We start from the raw sequence: 16389 nt of genomic DNA, 5'->3' as shown, positions 1-16389 counted from the left end.
TTTGCTCCGCAAACTAAGCACATGTTTACGAAGTCAGTTTTGCTCCGCAAAACTTTAAGGAGGAGCCATTATGAGTGCACAAGCGAAGCAGGGAATTAGCCTGAAAGCCGTGCTATTGTCGGTCGTTATCCTTTTGGGCAATCTCGTGGTTCATGGCGCGATCTTTATGTTTTTCCGCGATTCGACGTTGAACCCGCTGGTGACGGCCGTGCTGGCGGTCATTTGGGGCGTACTGGGCGTGTATCTGCTGTACTATACGCTGAATTTCGCGGCCGAACAATACCCCGAGCGGGTGCGCCGAAAAGTTCTGCCGTATATTTTCATCGGTCCGGGGGCGATCTTGCTAGGCTGGCTGCTGGTTTTACCCGCTCTACGTACGCTTTACCTGAGTTTTTTCAATGCATCCTCGGAAAAATTCGTCGGTCTGGCGAATTACGCCGCTATCTTCAGCGACCGATTGATGGGCATTGCGCTACGAAACAATTTGTTGTGGGTGTTCGTCGGGACCCTCGCCTGCGTAGGTCTTGGTTTGCTCATCGCGATATTGGCGGACCGTAGCAGCTTCGAAAAACTGGCTAAATCGATCATTTTCATGCCGATGGCCATTTCCTTCGTGGCCGCCGGGGTGATCTGGAAGTTTGTCTACTACTACCAGCCTGGTGATGAGCAAATAGGGTTGCTCAATGCGATCGTTACCTTTTTCGGGGGCGAACCGCAGGCCTGGACCAGTATGATCCAGCCATGGAACAACTTTTTTCTCATTCTCATACTGATCTGGATGCAAACCGGTTTTGCCATGGTGATTTTCTCCGCCGCCATTAAGGGTGTTCCCGAGGATATTTTGGAGGCGGCGCGCGTGGACGGGGCGGGGGAAGTGAAAATCTTTTTCGGCATCATGATTCCTTATATCTCCGCGACAATTCTTACGGTAACCACAACGATTATCGTCTTTACGCTGAAAATATTTGACGTCGTCATGGTTATGACAGGCGGTCAATACGATACGGAAGTCGTAGCTACGCAGTTTTACCGGCAGTTTTTCATGTACCGCAACTTCGGGTACGGTTCGACCCTGGCGATCGTGTTACTCATTGCCGTCTTGCCGGTGATCATCATTAATTTGCGTCAGTTCCGCAAGCAGGGGGGATTTTAATGGTCGGCAGAAAAAAGAGAAAAGGAAGCAAAACCGTCGTCAATCTCGTCCTTGGTTTCATTTGCCTGCTTTGGCTGATTCCTACCCTTGGCTTGTTTATTTCTTCCTTCCGGCCTGCGGCGGACATTCTTCAAACCGGCTGGTGGAACGTGTTCCCCCATCAGGAATGGAAGAAATCCGGCGAGAGCATCCAGTTGTCCAAAGAAACGGATTTGCGGCAGCCGATCGAAGTGGCCGGCAAAACGTTCTCCGATGATCAACTGAAATCGGGGGTGACCGTAGACGGCGACCGCCTGATGTGGGAGAACCGCAGAGCCCGTACGCTAAGCGTGATGGAGCAGGGCTGGGAATTCAAGCCGGCGCTGACGCTGGACAATTACAAAAATGTGCTTTCCGGGAAAGAGTATAAACTGAAAAATGCCGACGGCAGCGAAACGGTGCAAAAAGGCAGTGGCTTGTCCCAGGCGTTCTGGAACACACTGACGATCGCGGTCCCTGCCACGGTGATTCCGGTCCTGATATCTTCTTTTGCCGCTTACGCATTTGCATGGCTCCGTTTCCCCGGCAGGAAGACGCTGTTCGTCGTCATTATCGCCATGCTTGTCATTCCGTTGCAGGTGGCGTTGATTCCGGTACTCAAGGATTATACTTCCCTGGGCCTAAACGGGAGTTACCTCGGAATCTGGCTGGCACACACAGCCTTCGGCCTACCGCTCGTGATCTATTTTATGTATAACTTCATCAGCCAACTGCCAAAGGATTTGTTCGAATCGGCTTTTATAGACGGGGCGAGCCATTTCACGATTTTCTCGAGGCTGATTTTACCGCTGTCTGTACCGGCGCTAGCTTCCATTGGCATTTTTCAATTCCTGTGGGTGTGGAACGACTATCTCGTTTCGCTCATTTTTATCGGGAACCAGCCCGGCGTGCAGGTCATGTCGATGAAAATTGCCGATCTCGTCGGCTCGCGCGGCAATGACTGGCACTTGCTGACCTCGGCCGCGTTTATTTCGATGCTGATGCCGCTCGCGATCTTTTTCCTGCTGCAAAAATACTTTGTCAGAGGGCTGATGGGCGGTTCGGTGAAGGGCTGATTTTGCTGTCTTTTCAGAAACCAGTTTCGTTTCGGGAGGAGCCTCATATCGATGAAAACCAAGATTAAGATGGAGCAGGGCACGCATCCGGAAGCTTTGTATCCTTACGAAGCGTGGCGTATCCGGGAAGAGAGTTATTCCGAGAAAAATCATCAGAGAAACGAGAGCGTTTTCGCGCTCGGGAACGGCTATATCGGGCTGCGCGGCAATTTTGAAGAAGGGTACCATGGAACGGAGGGCACATCGGTTACCGGAAACTACTTGAACGGATTTTATGATTCGGAGCCGATCCATTATCCGGAAGGCGCGTACGGATATCCGGCCCGTAACCACGCGATGCTGAATGTGCCGGACGCCAAAATCGTCCGGCTTGAGATTGAAGGATATTCCTTCAGCTTGCAGAGCGGAACCGTCCACAAGCATAGTAGGGAGCTGGATATGAAAGGCGGACTGCTGCATCGGCTGGTGGAATGGGAATCGCCAGCCGGTCACCGGGTAAGGATCCAAATCCGGCGCCTAGTGTCTTTGGAACGCAAGCACCTTGCTTCGTTCTCTTATGAGGTTACAGCGCTTAATTTTGATGGAGAAGTGCGGTTGATCTCGATGATTAACGGGGAGGTCGCCGGACCGGAAGGAGGTTCTCAGGGCGATCCGAGAGTGGGAGCGCGCCGCTTGGAGCCCAGCCTGCTGTTGGAAGAGAGCGGAAGGGATGCCGCCGGGTGTTGGATGAAGCACCGGACGCGGCATACCGGATTTGCTCTGGTGACGGGAATACGGCACTCCCTGGAAGCTCCGGGAGAAGTAGAGGATAAAAGAATCGCGGACGGCCCCCGTAAAGGGATCCAGTATGTGTTTCCGCTGGAAAGCGGGGAGACGGCGCGTCTTACCAAGTTTATTGCCTACCATACTTCCAGGGACTATCCGGAGGAGGAACTCACTGCCCGCAATACGGAGGTGCTGGCGGAAGCGGAGGAACGGGGCTTCGAAGCGCTGGCCGCTGAACAGCGTTCGTATTTGGAGCGGTTCTGGAGCCGGGGGGATGTGGAGATTCAGGGCGATCCGGCGCTTCAGCAGGGAATGCGGTTCAATGCCTTCGGTCTGCTGCAGTCGGTGGGACGTGACGGCGTTACGAATATCGGGGCTAAGGGGCTGACCGGCGAAGGTTACGAGGGGCATTATTTTTGGGACACGGAAATGTACATGCTGCCTTTCTTTACGTTTACCCAGCCGGAGATTGCCCGGGCATTGCTGGAGTTCCGCTATGCGACGCTGGACAAAGCGCGGGAACGCGCGGCGGAGATGTCGCAGAAAGGAGCGCTGTATCCTTGGCGGACCATCGCAGGTGAGGAGAATTCGGCCTACTTCCCGGCGGGAACGGCGCAGGCGCATATCAATGCCGATATTGCTTACGGAATCAGGCAATATGTGCTGGCTACGGGAGATGTGATGTTCCTCGCGGAGAAAGGCGCGGAAATTCTGTTCGAGACGTCCCGGTTCTGGGCTGATCTCGGACATTTCAACCCGGCCCGAGGCGGGGCGTTCTGCATCGATGCCGTAACCGGACCGGACGAGTACACGGCCATCGTCAATAACAACGCCTATACGAACCTGATGGTCCGTGAACAGTTGAAGTATGCCTGCGAAACGGTGAGTCTGCTGCAAAAGAGTTTTCCGGAGCATTACGGCCGTCTGCAGCGGGAAATCGGGCTCACGGAGACTGAGGTAACGGATTGGAAGAGAGCGGCCGACCTTATGTTTATTCCGTTTGACGTCGAACTGGGGATTTATGCGCAGGATGATACCTTTTTGTCGAAGAAAAAATGGGACTTTGCAGGCACGCCTGCGGATAAGTATCCGCTGCTGCTGCATTACCACCCGCTCGTTATTTACCGCCATCAGGTGCTGAAGCAGGCTGATTTTGTGATGGCGACGTTTTTGCTCGGAGATCGGTTCTCCTTAGCTGAAAAAATCCGGAATTACCGATATTACGAGCCGTTGACTACGCATGATTCATCCTTATCGCCCTGCATCCACAGCATCGTGTCTGCGGAGATCGGCGATTTGGAGGGGGCGTACAATTATTTTAACCGGACGGTAAGGATGGATTTGGACGACGTCAATAAGAATGTAAAAGACGGTCTTCATACCGCCGCGATGGCGGGTTCATGGATGTCGGTCGTGAACGGCTTCGGCGGTCTGCGATTGTTCGGGGACGGCATGCTTTCATTCTCGCCTTCACTGCCGCCGCAGTGGGAGAGCTGCCGGTTCAAAGTGACGAACCGCGGCAGATTGCTGGAGGTTTGTATCGGGAGAGATGAAGTTGGATACACGCTGCTTGAGGGCGAGGCATTTACGATCCGTCACAAGGGGGAGCTGCTCCATCTGCCACCGGGAAAGAAAGTTGCGATTTCACTGGCTGCACGGCTGGAAGCGGTGGTTTTCGACCTGGACGGCGTGATTACGGACACGGCGGAGTATCATTATCTTGCCTGGAAGGAGCTTGCCGACGAACTGGGCATTCCCTTTGACCGGAATGTTAATGAACGGCTAAAGGGAGTGAGCCGGAGCGAGTCGCTGGACATCCTGCTGGAGAAGAGCGGTCGTTCCTGGACCGCCGCGGAAAAAGAGGACCTCGCTGCGCGGAAGAACGACCGTTACCGGCGGCTGATCGGTCAGCTGACACCCGGCGATCTGCTGCCGGGCATCCGCGAGCTGCTGACCGCGCTGTGCGAGCGGGGGATCGCCGCCGGGCTGGCGTCGGCCAGCCACAACGCCCCGCTGATCCTGGAGCGGCTGGACGCCGGCTCCTGGTTCCAAGCGGTGGCTGACCCCGCCGGCGTCACCAAGGGCAAGCCGGACCCGGAGATATTTCTCCGGGCGGCTGAACTGCTCGGCGTGCCGCCGGAGAACTGCGTCGGCGTCGAAGACGCGGCCGCAGGCATCGCGGCGATCAACGCCGCCGGGATGAAGGCGGTCGGCATCGGAAGCGCCGACCGGCTCAGCGGGACCGACTTGCTGCTCGCGTCGACCGCCGAGCTTAGCGCGGAACGCCTGCTGGCGCTGTTCCGCTAGCGGCCCTCACGGGCGGTGCCCGGAGCCGCGCTGCTTGTGCGGCGCGCGAGCCGGTGGCCGCCTGGCTTCGGCCATATCAGCAGCGCAGCGCTCCCCGAGCCCCGGGAGGGCTGCTGGCCGCGAGGTCTCTTGGCGGCAGCAATCGGCCCGTATCGCACCGCCATAACTCAAAGGCCGCTTCGTCCGCCGACCGCATGTCGGACGAAGCGGCCTTTGGTCGTGTTTTCCGCGTCATTTTCGGCTCGCGAAAGAATTAACTGGAAAACCTCTAGCTAATTTGCCCTAAATATACATTTTGGAAGAAATAACTGGAAATCCTCCAGTTATTTATGTTTGTCTTGCGACTACAGGACAAATTCTTCCGAATTAACTGTAGTTTTTCCAGTTAATTGCTCGAGGAAGGCTCCGAAGTCTTAATTAACTGCAGGTTATCCAGTTATTTTTTGCAATCCCTGTTTTGGGCAGAAGGAGCTATTACGCTACAACATTTCAGTAGCGCGATGAAACTTTCCATTTTTCAGAAACCCCTCAAGTGAACGTCTCCTCACCTACCAGTTACTCGCAACCCCCACATTCCATCCATCCCACGCACTTAACCAACTGGTTGTTCTCGGCTCAACCTTCCTCCAACATTCCAGTTACTCGCAACCCCCACATTCCATCCATCCCACGCACTAACCAACCGGTTGTTCTCGGCTCAACCTTCCTCCAACATCCCAGTTACTCGCAACCCCCACATTCCATCCATCCCACGCACTTAACCAACTGGTTGTTCTCGGCTCAACCTTCCTCCAACATCCCAGTTACTCGCAACCCCCACATTCCATCCATCCCACGCACTTAACCAACTGACGTTCTCGGCTCAACCTTCCTCCAACATCCCAGTTACTCGCAACCCCCCACATTCCATCCATCCTACGCACTAACCAACCGGCAGGCCCTCGCCCCAATGCCCTCCCGAATCATATTTACTCCACTCGACGCACCTTAAAAACCAGTAGCCGCTCGCACCAACAATGTCGCTGGCCGGAAAGCAAATCCTAGCCCTATTCAAGCGGAGCGTCAGGTTAAGGTATACTAGGTTTAGCGATGGAAGTACAAATATGCGAGTGGGGAGAACAACCGTATGGCAAATATCAACGAAATCGCCAGGCTGGCCGGCGTGTCCGTATCGACCGTATCCCGTGTGCTGAATCATCATAAATATGTGTCTGAAGAAAAACGAGCCGCGGTTCAGAAGATCATTGATGAAATGAACTACACGCCCAACCGGAATGCGGTCGATTTAATTCGCGGAGAGACGAAGAAGATCGGGGTCATTATTCCGTATACGAACAATCAGGCATTCGATCAACTTCTGCACGGGGTACTTAACCGGTCCGTAGAGAAGGATTATGCGATCATTGTACTGCCTACCAAATACAATCCCGATAAGGAAATCGAACACCTATTTATGCTGAAAAATAAATTGTTGGACGCGATCATTATCACGTCGCGGGCCAATCCTTGGGAAGACATCCTTCCTTTTACGGAGTACGGATCGGTCATTTCTTGCGAATATACGGGACATCCGGAAATCGGGTGCTCTTATATGGACCGGTATGCCTCTTATCTTGAAGTTTTTCAATTGTTAAAAGATAAGGGGCACCGGAACATCGCCTTTACCACGGCTCGTGGAACCGAAAGCACCAGTACCCGCCAAACGATAGCGGCTTATGAGAACGTGTTCGGCAAGTTGGATCGGGCTTACCAACAGTCCGATTGTTTTCGTTTTGAGGACGGATATGCGGCTGGGCAGCGGCTGCTGAGCCTGGATCCGAGACCAACGGCGGTGTATGCGAACGGGGACGAGGTTGCCGGAGGCATTTTCAAGTATGCCAAATCGGTTGGACTGGATATTCCGGCAGACCTGGTCATCATCGGGCAGGAGAATCAGCCGGTCGGTGTCGGGCTTGATCTGTCCTCCCTGGACCATCAACTGGTGAAGGTAGGAGAACAAGCTTTTGACCTGGCCATGGCCAAATCCAAAGCAAAGGTGGAAACGCCCTATAAACTGATCCTTCGCTCCTCGATTTAGGGTTGACCTGAAATCCATTTCATCTTTTATGCTGGAATCGGTTCTAAGGCATGCCAGTAACGGGAGGTTGAAAATAAATGTACACATCCATTATTTATGATGTAGACGGCACATTGATCGATACGGAACGTGCCGTTCTGGGATCGCTGCAAAAAATGCTGAACACCGATTACGGGATGGCGATGGAGAAGCGGGATTTAACTTTTGTGCTCGGTATCCCAGGAGCTGTGGCGCTACCCCAGTTAGGCATTCAAAATGTTGAAGAAGCCAATGACCGGTGGAATGAGTACATGAAGGAATTCTATTCCACCGTGAGCGTATTTGACGGAATTTCCCAAGTTCTACAAACGCTAAAACGAAGAAAACTCAAGCAGGGAATAGTCACCTCAAAAACGGGCGAGGAATTGAAGGATGACTTTATGCCGTTCGGGCTGATGGAGTATTTAACCTATAAGGTCATTGCAGAGAATACCGAAAAACACAAGCCCCACCCGGAGCCCCTGTTAAAATACCTGGAGATTTCGGGTTCGGACCCCCAAAGCTCCATTTATATCGGCGACACGATTTATGATTTTGAATGCGCCAGAGATGCGGGAGTCGATTTTGCCCTTGCCCTGTGGGGCTGCAAAAATCACGAAATCATTCCGGCCCGATACAAATTATCGCGTCCTGAGGAACTTCTGGAATTGTTGCAATTGTAAATGTTTATAAATTTTCCTCACAAGGGAAGATAAAACCCGGAGATTTCAGTCTTCCCAAAACAGATCGTTGAGCGTTCGGGACAACGCCTTGCAAATAGCGATGCATAAACTGAGCGACGGGTTGTACTTGCCAAGTTCGATGAGTCCGATCGTTTGTCGGGACACGCCCACAAGCTGGGCCAATTCATCCTGGGACAGATCCTTTTCTACCCGGGCCATTTTTAATTTAAGATTTTTCATGCGATATTTTCCGGCCCCTTTCTTCAAGAATCCAGCAAGTCATCATCGGAAACTTTCTTGCTTGCCTTGTTGGCTAGAGAATGAGTGACGGCAAGAATTCCGATAAAGAACGGCAGATAGATCATGAGTGAGACGGCAAAGACAATAAAGAAATACCAGGCCTGCGTCGAAAATTGGCCGTCTCCATACAGAATCGCACTACGGATGCCAAAGAATAAGGAGATCGCCATGCCCGTGCCGAGACCGGACAAAATGTTTTTGCGACTATACGGTACTTTACTCCGGCTGTCATGGGCTTCTATCTGTTCTGAATAGATCCCGAGCGTTACGGTTCGGATGCTGTAATACAGGCTGGCCGCCGTTACGATCACAAGCTCGGTTATAACGGACTCCAGATCGCTCCGGAACACAAGTAATTTCAAAAGTAAGGAAAAATTACATATAACCATGATCAGAATGAAGGCCTCTCTAAAAATCTTGTTCTTAAGGTGGAGAATGCGCTCATCGTCGAGCCTGTTTTTACCAAACCACTTCATCATCTTTAAAACTCCTTTCTAGTGAAAGAGAATCCTTTTTAAGTGAGCTTACTATTTGATTGTAATAATATAATCATCAAAATGCAATATATATATTGCAAAATAGTTATTATAAATTACAAAATGTGATGAATAAAATGGAGGTGGGTGGCTTTGGTGCAGGGATTGAAGCCCTTTTTGCAGAATTTAAATAACGCAGCATTTATAAACCTGTCCCATCTACAGGATTGAGAGGAGACCATTGCAATGATGTTGAATATCGATTTAACGGGGAAAATCGCGCTGGTTACCGGAGCCACAGGGCAGCTTGGCAGGGTCATGACCCGGACGTTGGCTCAGTGCGGAGCGAAAGTAGCCATCCATTATATGAGTAATGCAGCCAAAGCACGTGAACTGCTCCAGGAGATCGAAGAAGCCGGGGGACAAGCCATGATCGTCCAAGGCGATATCACGAAAAAAGAGCAGATCGAGAGTATGAAGGAGCAGATTCGTGAGCAGCTTGGCGATCCCGATATCGTGGTCGCGAATGCCGTCGTACAATACGGCTGGACTTCTGTTCTGGAACAGGCGCCGGAAGATTATGTCAGCCAGTTTGAGTCCTGCGTCATGCAGAATGTCTTATTGGCCAAAGCTTTTATACCGGCTATGATCGAAAAGGGCCGAGGTCGGATGATCGGCATCAATACCGAGTGCGCGATGCAAAACTTTCCCAACCAATCCGCCTATACGGCAGGCAAGCGTGGAATGGACGGCTTGTATCGCGTGCTGGCCAAAGAGGTCGGTGCGCATCAGATTACCGTGAATCAGGTTGCTCCGGGATGGACGATCAGCGAAAAAGATCGCGGCGCGGACGACCTGAATGATGCCTCTTACGTGAATCAAGTACCTTTAAAACGCAGAGGCGAGGATCAGGATATCGCGAATGCGGTTGCTTTTCTGGCGTCGGATTTAGCGGGCTTTATTACCGGAGCGTATATTCCGGTGAATGGCGGCAACGTGATGCCGGCGATCTGATTCATATAATTGACATATATCCTAAAGAACTTTTGGCTCCCGCATGTGGTGGGAGCTGAATGTTCTTTTTTCGATTGCGGACTCTGCACGCGCATTTTTCGACAGAATCCCTCTTTTTCCACCCCTTCCTTATATAGTAAAAAATTGTTATCATGAAACAAATAAAGGGTTTAACCAAGCCAGGTCTGTCCGAAATAGTTAAAGAGCGGGATCAACGCGAGGAGTGAGAATATGATAAACTCTGCCGGCCAAGAGGAACACCTCAGGGACTCAGTTGTCTGGATCAAGAAATTGTCGAATTCCGCTTTTGAAATCGATTCGAAGGGAACCATTCTCGCTTGGAACGGGGGGATGGAGCAGATGACCGGGATCGGAGCCGCCAAAACGCTCGGCATCCCGTGCAGGGAACTTTCCCTGTTTTGCGATACCCGGGGCCGCTGCGTTTGCGATCAGGATTGCCCGATCCATCAGGCTGCCAAAACGATGGGCAGTTATCTGGGAAAGCGCCATGTCTATTTGAATGTCCGCAGCCGGGCCATTCCCGTATCCAAAACAGTATTTATCAGCCGGGGATCGGAATTGTCGGATCGGGTGGTTCATGTGGTGCTGGAGCGAGTGCAGGGGGTAAGGCCATCTTTCGGACTGACTCCCAGTGAGATGCGGGTTTTAAAGTATATGTGCCAGGGGTACTCGACGGAAGAAATCGCTTCCGGGATGAGCATCACCTACAACACGGTACGCACCCATATCCGCAATGTGCTAAGTAAACTAGGCGTCCACAAAAGGACGGAGGCCGTTTCCCTGGCCATGGGGGAATATGCCAAACTTCCTTTGGAAAGCGAAGGCTGAGGTTAAAGTTGCTGGAATAGGCCATAGGCGGGCTATTACTTTATCGCGATGTCGCGGCACTTTGCATTTCGCTGTCGCGGTATTCAGTGTTTCGCTATGGCGGTATTTAGTGTTTCGCTATTGCGGTATTTAGCTTTATGTTGTCGCAATGCTTTTGAGGTTTTAATTGGGATGCATTTAACCTTCGGTGTGTTGCGTTCCTACGACCATTTGCCGCAGCAATAACTCTAACGGACACAGGAGCCGTTAAACGAGGCAAATCCGTACTTTTGAACGGCTAACGGACACAGGAGACCTTAATCGCTCATAATTGGCTGGAAAACTGCCATTTGGGCGTATTTAAGGTCTCTGGTGTCCGTTAGAATTTGTGGGGAGCCATTCCGGGTAGTTTAACGTCCCTGGTGTCCGTTAGATCTTACTGTAGTCTGCCCGGTACCCGTGAAGTAACCCAATGAGTGGTGAAGAAGCCCGTACCTTTCCTTATGGGGCTACTTTTTGTTGTCCGCATATTATTGTCCCTGCTGCTAATGAGTACTTGCACGTCTTGCTAACTTCGTTCCTGTGTTTACACGTTTGGCTCAGTAGATCCACTAATGCAAATTACCGTGTTCTGCCCAGTAGATTTGCTACTACAAATACACCGTACATTACAGTAGATCCGCAACTGCAAAACACCAGGTTGGTCACAGTAGAATTCGCATTGTGATTTCCCCCGTACGTCACAGTAGACTCGTTATTGCAACTTACCACACTCGCCCCGTAAACTTTGGCTTGCACACCACCGCCTGTGTCCCTTTTCTGCATGCCAAATTGCGACGTTTCCCCCAGGATTAGTTTCCTAATCAACTTTTTTTGTCTTGCTAAACGTTCCCGCATCAGTTGGGAATTCTAACGGACACAGGAGCCGTTAAAATAAGCAAATCTGGACTTCTGAGCGGCTAACGGACACAGGAGACCTTTTTTCGCTCATAATTGGCTGGAAAACTGCCATTTGGGCGTATTTAAGGTCTCTGGTGTCCGCTAGAAATATGCGATATTCCGTCCGTCTCACGCCCGTGTAGAGTAACTGAATAGTTGGCGCGACGAGTTAACGAGTAAGAACTTAAGCAGCCTACAGCCCCTAAAGCCCCATTTTATGGGGCTGTGTTATGTCCGCATATTATAGATTTTGCATATTATCCCGTTACCGACCCCTTCCTCGTTCAAACACATTACCAAGTTCGTCTCTGCAACTTCGTTTTGCACATTATTGCTTACGCCCTAGCAAACTTTATCTTGCCCATTACCGTCTACCCCGGCACATCTTCGTCCCCGAATAATCCCGGTTGATTAACCCGCCATTTCGTTATCGCGTATCTTTCATTCTCCACAGTACTTGTTTATTTTTGTATATTTTTATCCCCATCTACTTCAAATGGACGATGAGCGGAAAAGTTAGGCGTGTTACTTTGAAATCAGTTAGAGACATATTGGATAAAAACAGGAAATATACGGCAGTCATCTGACGGAAGGAGGATATGCTTGTGAGTGTGCTTGCAACGATTCAAGACGAATTTAAAGCCCCTTTCTACCTGGTATGGGAAATTACGCTGCGGTGCAATGCAAAGTGTGTGCATTGTTATTCCGGAGCCGGGCAAGCCCATCCGATGGAGTTCTCAACGGAGGAGGCATTGTCCGTAGTAGATCAACTTGCGGATGCCGGCGTTTTGATTTTGGGACTGTCCGGAGGCGAGGCGCTACTGCGCCCCGATTGGATGCAGATCGCTTCACGTGCAAGTCAGCGCGGGATGATGGTGTCGGTCGGTACGAACGGAGCGGTCATTAACGACGCGATGTGCGGAAAACTGAAGCAAGCGGGAATTCAGGGCGTTTGCGTCAGCATCGACGGCGCGACGGCGGAGGTGCATGAACAGGTCCGCGGAGTGCCGGGCTTGTTTAACAAAGCGGTAGAGGCCGTGGCATGCCTGGTCCGTAATGGAATCAGCGTGACCGTCGGCTATACGCCCACGAAGCTGAATTTCCGGGACGGCAGAAACGTAGTGAAGCTGGCGGCGGAGCTTGGGGCGAACGGAGCGAATCTGTCGGAATTTATTCCGACCGGCCGGGGGGACCGAGACTTGGCTTTGTCGCCGGAGGAATTAAAGGGTGTGATCGAGGATTGGATCGAGATGCAGAAGGAATACGCCGGCAGAATGAAAATTTATTGGCATGACTGCCGGGTCGCTTTGATGCTGCCGCCGAAAGAAGGCGCTATGTACATCGGCTGCGGAGCCGGGCGGGTAACGGCGAGGATTACGGTTGAAGGCAATGTAACCCCGTGCGTAACCCTGCCTATGGCGGCAGGAAACCTGAGGGAATCTACGTTTGACGAGATTTGGAATCATTCCCCGCTGCTTGCCGGCATTCGCGATCGCAAGTCCAAAACCGAGGGGAATTGCGGAACTTGCGAGCACAAATTTGTTTGCGGCGGCTGCCGCTCGGCCTCTCTGGCCTATTATGGAGACCCGGCGCTCGGCGATCCGTATTGCTGGATCGTACCGGAAACCGCCGCGGCACTTTAGGAGGAAAACGTGATGAGCAATATCAACTGTAACAGTGTTGTTAGCCGGACTCCGGGAGTGGTTACCCGCAAAGAGGAGAACCGGAAATTCATTGTTTACAATCCTGCGACGGATGAGATTCATCTACTGCAGCCCGTTGCCCATGCCATTTTGAAATTATGCGAATATTCATGCGAGGTTGATAAGCTGGCGTCGATCGCTTCCGAAGAAATACCCGCTTTGGGCTGTGAAGAAGGAAAGATGGCGGTCTGGAAACTCCTGGAGCGACTGGAGCAACGAAAACTGGTTACGATTTCTAACTAATTCTTTCTCGATTGGGAAAGGAGGTGAGATCATGGAACAAACTAAAGAATTGCTGTTGGAAACGGCTAGGGCTTCATTATCCGAAATGAAAGAGTGCGACCTGCTTTCGGCTGTGGATTACATGGATATTGTGGATTTGGGCGAGCTGTCGCTGATTGCCTGGCGGGTAATCTGACCGGCGGAGGGGACCTTTCTTCACAGGGAGGTCCTTTTTTCTCCATTACTTTAAGGGAGCGATGGCCATGGAAAAAAGCGACTTATCCTTGCGGCGGTTGACTAACGGATTAACCGTAATCGCGATGCCACAGGCCGATGTTGAGACGGTTTCGGTCGGTTTGCTGACAGGGGCTGGCGCGAGGCTGGAAGAACCGGGTGAACTAGGTAGTTCGAGGATACTTGAATATTGGATTTGGGACGGTTTGTCCGCAGAGCTGGCCGACCTGGGAATCCACAAAAAGTCCGCTCCGAACATCGAGTGGACCCGATATTGGGCCACGGCGCTCGCTCCATATTTTGCGCAGATGCTGCGGACGTTGCTTCAAGCGGTATCAGCACCGGGCTTGCAGGAGCGTTCCTTTGCCGCGTTTCGATCCCTGGCGGCTCATCAGGCCGCGGCTCGTGAAAATGAGCCTCAGGCGTGTACGGCCGATCTGCTCAGACAAGCCATGGGCGGAACGCAGCCGATTGCCAGGTCGGCGTATGGCCGAAGCGATGGCTACGGCACGCTGGACCCGCAGATTGTTCGAAACGTGTATGAGCGGTTATATCAACCCGCCAACTGTGTACTCGCTATTGTCGGAAATTACGATGAAGCTCAATTGGATGAACTGCTTTACGATTGCCAGGAAAAATGGAAAGACCGCTTCTCGGTAACCGGCTTCCCGTCTGCCCTTGCGCCACTGTGGACGCCGGGAATCGTCGCCAGGGAACGCGAAGCCAATCAAGCGTATTTGACGCTGGGAATTCCCGGTGTTCCGTATGACGATGATGATTTTTTTCCACTCGCCGTTTTGGTTCAGATTATCGGCGGCGGGGACGGTTCCCGGCTGTATGAGGAGATCCGGCAGCGCCGGGGGCTCGTTTATCAGATTCGCAGTAGCCTCACTTCTTTCCGCGACGCCGGCTTAATGACCATTCAACTGGGTTCCCGGAAGGAGTCGGCACTGGAGGCGCTGGAACAGATCATCCTTGAATTACGGCGTCTGGAACGGGATGGTGTGACGGAATCGGAAGTGCAATCCGCCAAAGGCCAATTGATTAAGCAGATGGTAATGCGTTCCGAAAGTACGGTTGCCAGGATGAATACCTTACTGACCTCGGGCTGGTATCCAAAATATCCGCGTACGCTGGACGCCATGCGCCGTTCGATTGAAGAGGTATCGGCGGCCGCTGTCTCGGAGGCGATATTTCGGCATCCGCTGACTGGTTCCCTTGGCATCGCCAGCATCGGCCCTTTGGCGGCAAGCGATCTCAAGGCGGGAGCGATTCATTGAGGAGGAGATTCCATGATGGAGCAAAGTTCGGTTACGCTGCCGAATAAACTACGGGTGCTGCTGCACCGCATGCCTTCCATGGCAACGGTGTCGGTTTGTTTTTACATCTTGAGCGGGGCCCGCGACGAGACGCCAAAGCAAACGGGAGCCGCTCATTTGCTGGAGCATATGCTGTTCCGGGGCTCCGAAGTATTCTCGGAGGAAGACATCCGGCGGGCGATGCGGGAAACCGGCTCGGACATGAACGCTTTTACGGCTTGGGAAGGGACGTGCGTATACGCCCGGATGCTGCCGGAGTATTTCGGCAGCCTGTTTCCGGTGCTGGCGGATATGGTGCGTCATCCCAAGCTGGATGCTGCCGACTATGAAGTGGAGCAAAGCGTGGTTCAGGAGGAATTGGCGAGGCAGTTGGATGAGCCTCGTAGCGTAATGCTCCATGAGCTTCACCGGATAAGCTTCGCCGGCAGAATGGGCGGCATCCTGATCGGCTCGAAGGAACAAATTGGAGCTCTGGAGCTTCATGAGTTACGCGCTTTTCATTGGAGTCATTACGTTCCGGACAATACGCTCGTCATCATTACGGGCGCCTACGAAGAGAAACAGATCGATGAGGCGCTGGCTTCGCTGGAAGATTGGCTGCCGGGCACAGGCGGTCTAGACGGCGGTCTTCAATCCGAAGAGACCCGGCAAGGACAAAGCATGAGCCCGTTATCCGAAGCGGATGGTCGTGTCTCAACGCTTGAGGCCCCTCTTTTCCGTAATGGCGCGGGAATTTGGGGATGGCGGCTCCCAGAACTCCAGGGTGCGGAGCATTATGCCGCTCATCTTTTGTGCACGCTGCTCGGCGACGACAATACGCTGGGTTCAAGATTTGAAACGGTGCTGGTACGGGCGCGGATTGCGGAGCAGGCCAATGCGGTATATACCTCTTTTACCGGGGGAGGCATGCTGAAAATTTACAGCACTTTTCCGCCGGGACAAGAGGAGAAGGTACAGGACATCGTGATGGATGAACTGAGGCGTTTGTTGGAAGGAAAAAGTGATCCGGAAGAACTCCGGCGGGCAAAAAATAAGATCAAGACCCAACTGGCGGTAGATGCTTCAACTACGGATAGCAGGATGATTTCAATGGCGCAGGCCTGGCTTCCAGGGCGGGAGATGGTTACCCTTCAGGAAGTGCTGAACAGGATCGACGCCTTGACGGAGAGGCAGCTCGCAAATCTGGCCGGCCGCCTGCTGGAAGAGCCGCCATTTCAGGTGATTGCCGGACCGCCGGAACATGCGAAACTATCTTAA

The 16389-nt window shown here is 52.4% G+C and carries 15 protein-coding genes; 12 read left to right on the top strand and 3 right to left on the bottom strand.

Translation table 11 applies throughout. From position 1 onward, the window contains the following. Positions 1-70 precede the first annotated feature (70 nt). From DFP94_RS11935 to pgmB, 3 genes are read left to right on the top strand one after another with little or no spacing between them, the layout of a single operon-like run. A complete protein-coding gene (locus DFP94_RS11935) occupies positions 71-1153 on the top strand; it encodes a carbohydrate ABC transporter permease (protein WP_114496692.1) in 1083 nt (360 codons plus the stop codon). Then, on the top strand, positions 1153-2247 hold the full coding sequence (locus tag DFP94_RS11930; RefSeq protein ID WP_114496691.1) for a carbohydrate ABC transporter permease: 1095 nt from the start codon (positions 1153-1155) through the stop codon (positions 2245-2247). The genes DFP94_RS11935 and DFP94_RS11930 overlap by 1 nt, the downstream gene beginning before the upstream one ends. Before the next feature lie 51 nt (positions 2248-2298). Next, entirely contained in the window at positions 2299-5319 is a 3021-nt protein-coding gene (gene pgmB / locus DFP94_RS11925; protein WP_181873119.1) for a beta-phosphoglucomutase, read from the top strand. A 76-nt stretch (positions 5320-5395) separates the two neighbouring features. On the opposite strand, the gene DFP94_RS25515 is transcribed toward pgmB, so the two are convergent. Continuing rightward, complete coding sequence (locus DFP94_RS25515; protein ID WP_181873118.1) at positions 5396-5554, bottom strand: hypothetical protein; 159 nt, start codon at positions 5552-5554, stop codon at positions 5396-5398. 891 nt (positions 5555-6445) lie between these two features. Between DFP94_RS25515 and DFP94_RS11920 the strand changes: the two genes are divergently transcribed. Together DFP94_RS11920 and DFP94_RS11915 are read left to right on the top strand one after the other, a co-directional pair. Continuing rightward, entirely contained in the window at positions 6446-7396 is a 951-nt protein-coding gene (locus tag DFP94_RS11920) for a LacI family DNA-binding transcriptional regulator (protein ID WP_114496690.1), read from the top strand. A 77-nt stretch (positions 7397-7473) separates the two neighbouring features. Beyond that, positions 7474-8097, top strand: a complete 624-nt coding sequence (locus DFP94_RS11915) for an HAD family hydrolase (protein ID WP_114496689.1) — start codon at positions 7474-7476, stop codon at positions 8095-8097. Positions 8098-8142: 45 nt separating this feature from the next. Here DFP94_RS11915 and DFP94_RS11910 read toward each other — a convergent pair whose 3' ends face one another. Together DFP94_RS11910 and DFP94_RS11905 are read right to left on the bottom strand one after the other, a co-directional pair. Continuing rightward, positions 8143-8337: a helix-turn-helix transcriptional regulator gene (locus DFP94_RS11910; RefSeq protein ID WP_114496827.1), complete on the bottom strand. Its 195-nt coding sequence runs from the start codon at positions 8335-8337 to the stop codon at positions 8143-8145. A 23-nt stretch (positions 8338-8360) separates the two neighbouring features. After that, complete coding sequence (locus tag DFP94_RS11905) at positions 8361-8876, bottom strand: DUF6773 family protein (protein WP_245954748.1); 516 nt, start codon at positions 8874-8876, stop codon at positions 8361-8363. 249 nt (positions 8877-9125) lie between these two features. Between DFP94_RS11905 and DFP94_RS11900 the strand changes: the two genes are divergently transcribed. The 7 genes from DFP94_RS11900 (at position 9126) to DFP94_RS11875 (ending at position 16389) form a co-directional block, all read left to right on the top strand. After that, entirely contained in the window at positions 9126-9887 is a 762-nt protein-coding gene (locus DFP94_RS11900; RefSeq protein ID WP_114496825.1) for an SDR family NAD(P)-dependent oxidoreductase, read from the top strand. Positions 9888-10118: 231 nt separating this feature from the next. Further along, positions 10119-10736, top strand: coding sequence for a helix-turn-helix domain-containing protein (locus DFP94_RS11895; protein ID WP_114496688.1), 618 nt, complete (start codon positions 10119-10121; stop codon positions 10734-10736). A 1523-nt stretch (positions 10737-12259) separates the two neighbouring features. After that, on the top strand, positions 12260-13297 hold the full coding sequence (locus DFP94_RS11890) for a radical SAM/SPASM domain-containing protein (RefSeq protein WP_181873117.1): 1038 nt from the start codon (positions 12260-12262) through the stop codon (positions 13295-13297). A gap of 12 nt (positions 13298-13309) precedes the next feature. Then, positions 13310-13600, top strand: coding sequence for a PqqD family protein (locus tag DFP94_RS11885; RefSeq protein WP_114496686.1), 291 nt, complete (start codon positions 13310-13312; stop codon positions 13598-13600). Positions 13601-13631: 31 nt separating this feature from the next. Further along, positions 13632-13775 (top strand): hypothetical protein, encoded by a 144-nt coding sequence (locus DFP94_RS25510; RefSeq protein WP_181873116.1) that lies wholly within the window; start codon positions 13632-13634, stop codon positions 13773-13775. 67 nt (positions 13776-13842) lie between these two features. Next, on the top strand, positions 13843-15093 hold the full coding sequence (locus DFP94_RS11880) for a M16 family metallopeptidase (RefSeq protein WP_181873115.1): 1251 nt from the start codon (positions 13843-13845) through the stop codon (positions 15091-15093). A 12-nt stretch (positions 15094-15105) separates the two neighbouring features. Beyond that, entirely contained in the window at positions 15106-16389 is a 1284-nt protein-coding gene (locus DFP94_RS11875) for a M16 family metallopeptidase (RefSeq protein WP_114496684.1), read from the top strand.

This window comes from Fontibacillus phaseoli (assembly GCF_003337355.1).
Classification (GTDB): Bacteria; Bacillota; Bacilli; order Paenibacillales; family Paenibacillaceae; genus Fontibacillus; species Fontibacillus phaseoli.
The sequence above is the reverse complement of the archived record's forward strand: the minus strand, read 5'-3'. Positions and strand labels throughout refer to the sequence as shown.